3 protein-coding genes are annotated in these 2,590 nt (G+C 67.8%); 1 reads left to right on the plus strand and 2 read right to left on the minus strand.

What is annotated here, in order from left to right:
- Positions 1–91: 91 nt before the first annotated feature.
- On the minus strand, positions 92–928 hold the full coding sequence (locus JHC79_RS23300; RefSeq protein WP_296395407.1) for a hypothetical protein: 837 nt from the start codon (positions 926–928) through the stop codon (positions 92–94).
- Between the two features lie 89 nt (positions 929–1,017).
- Between JHC79_RS23300 and JHC79_RS23305 the strand changes: the two genes are divergently transcribed.
- Positions 1,018–1,599 (plus strand): TetR/AcrR family transcriptional regulator, encoded by a 582-nt coding sequence (locus JHC79_RS23305; protein ID WP_296395409.1) that lies wholly within the window; start codon positions 1,018–1,020, stop codon positions 1,597–1,599.
- Between the two features lie 7 nt (positions 1,600–1,606).
- On the opposite strand, the gene JHC79_RS23310 is transcribed toward JHC79_RS23305, so the two are convergent.
- On the minus strand, positions 1,607–2,590 hold a 984-nt coding region (locus JHC79_RS23310; protein WP_366783274.1), incomplete at its 5' end, for an aldo/keto reductase.

Raw genomic sequence — 2,590 nt, forward strand, 5'->3', positions numbered from 1 at the left:
GGGTAGTCCCACACCGATTCCTGGCCGGGCCCGGGGGTCTCCGGGGTGGGGCGGCGCATCACGTGGTTCGTCTCTGGATCACTCGTCCAGCCTACGGACGGACGGCGAACTCCCGGTGGAGCTCGGGCAGGAACGCCGCGAGGTGGTTCATCTCCTGGCCGCAGTGCATCAGCAGGTCTCTGGCGAGATCGAGACCCAGGACCAGGTCGGCGGGGTCGACCGAAGCCCCACGCCGCACCGCGCGCACGGCCTGCCCGAGGTTCGGTCGGTGTAGACCGCGCATGTTCAGGTAGAAGCGACTGCGCATCTCCGCGCCGCCGGCGACGGGACGGACCTGGTGCGCGAGCCAGCCGAGGTCGACCGGTGCGATGCTGCTGCCCACGCGTCCGAAGATGACCGTCTGGTCGGACGGGACACAGAAACCGTGCCCGCGCGGATCGCGGAACTCGATGCCGAGCTGCTGCACCTTCGGTCCGACCAGCTCATCGACGTAGCTGGTGTTGCCGACGTACTTCTCCCGGTCGCCGATCGGGGCGGTGGTGCGGTCGGCCTTCAGGGTCGCGAACTGGTGTGCGTCGGGATGCCACAGCTTGTAGCGGGCGGATTCGACCGAGTGCCATCCGAACCACCAGTCCCACATCGCCGCGGACACCCGGGGCATCTCGGTACGCACCGCGACGAACAGCACGCCGTCGGCCCTCCGGCCGTATCCGGTCTCGACGGTCGAGTACCCGGTGGGCCCGAGGTCACGGGTGACATTCGCGAAGTCGGGGATCGACGCGGGATCCAGTGGCGGCCCGTCGAACGCACGGCTGACCGGTGCGGGCGCCGGATCGGTGTGCGCCGCCATGTACTTCGCATACGGCTGGGCCCAGTCGGCGTCTCGGTATCCCGGGTAGCGGACACCGCGCATCCGGCCACTCAACATCCGTTGAGGCTAGAACGGCCGGCCGGGTGGGCGCAAGAGGCTGAGAAGGTTCCTACGGTTCCGTAACCATGACCGGTAATCTGCGAGCTGTGACAACCGCCGACGCCCGCCCCCCGCAGACGAGCCGACGGGCCGCGATCATGGCGGCTGCGGTATCGGTGCTGGCCGAGCGCGGACCACGTGGGCTGACCCACCGTGCCGTCGACGCGGCCGCCGGCCTCAGCTCGGGATCGGTGAATTACCACGCTCCGACGCGAGCCCGGCTGTTGCATCTCGCCCTCGAAGAGGTCTTCCGACACGACCTCGACACGGCAACTCGCCATTTCGACATCACCGACTGGAGTCGTCCACGGGCGGCGGTGGCCATCACGCGGTTCGTCACCGAGATGTCCGACGAGAAGAATCGCGACCGGGTGATCGCACGCCATCACCTGCGGGCCGAGAGCATGACCAACCCCGAGTTGCGGGCGGCGTTCGACGACCAGCACGCAGCGTTCGTGACGATGATCGTCCAGACATTCGGCATCGCCGGAGATCCGGTCTCCGACGCGCGCGGCGAGCTCGTGCGCCTGGGCATTGACGGCATGCTGCAGCGGCAGGTGATGATCGGGCCCGCTCCGCTCGACGACGAACAGATCGCCGAGATGGCGCGCCTGCTCGTCGGGAGCTGACCCGCCCTCAGTCCTCGAGCTCGGCGAGTTCGTCGTCGGACAGTTCCAGGGTGGCAGCGGCCATCAGTGCCGGGAGTTGTTCGGGTGTACGAGCACTCGCGATCGGCGCGGTGATCTGCCGCCGCGTCGTCAACCACGCCAACGCCACCGTGGCCGGCTCGACACCGTGCGCGTCGGCGATCGCGGTCACCTTCGTCAGGATGGCGTAGCCCTCGTCGGTCGCGTATCCCGACGCCATCGAGGCTCGCGCGGACCCGTCGAGCCGAGTTCCCTGGGCGTACTTCCCGGTGAGAAATCCCGACGCGAGGCCCCAGTACGGCAGAACGGCCAGCCCGTTGTCGACGGCGATCTGCTGCAGTCCGCCCTCGTACTCTGTGCGGTGGACCAGACTGTACTGAGGTTGCAGTGCAACCGGTTTCGCGAGCCCCAGTGCGTCGGCGACGCTGAACCACTCCTCGATGAGCACCGGCGAGAAGTTCGACAGCCCGACGTGGCGGATCTTGCCCGCGGCGACGAGTCCGTCGAACGCGACCGCGATGTCGTGCAGTGGGACCGTCGGGTCCTCGGCGTGCGCGTAGTAGATGTCGATGTGGTCGGTCTGCAGTCGCTGCAGCGACCCGTCGACCGAGGAGCGGATGTTGTCCGGCGACAGCCCGATGTGTCCGTCACGCTTACCGACCTTGGTCGCGATGATCACCGAGTCACGGTTGCCCCGGGCCGTCAGCCAGTTGCCCAACACCGTCTCCGACTCGCCGCCGCTGTGTCCGGGAGCCCACTGCGAGTACTGATCCGCGGTGTCGATGAAACTGCCGCCGGCACCGGTGAACGCATCGAGAACCGCGCCGCTCTCCTTCTCGTCGCTGGTCCACCCGAACGTGTTGCCACCCAGAACGAGGGGAAATGTCTCGAGGTCCGTCGGTCCGATCTGCACCATGGTCTGTCCCTTCACACGGCTGCGGTCGATGATTCGCACCGCTAATGGACAGCCTAG

The organism is Williamsia sp. (genome assembly GCF_016462415.1).
Taxonomy (GTDB): Bacteria; Actinomycetota; Actinomycetes; order Mycobacteriales; family Mycobacteriaceae; genus Williamsia_A.

What these genes read in the sequence shown, in the direction of transcription:
- JHC79_RS23300 (WP_296395407.1), bottom strand. Translation starts at nt 928, where the DNA reads ATGTTGAGTGGCCGGATGCGCGGTGTCCGCTACCCGGGATACCGAGAC.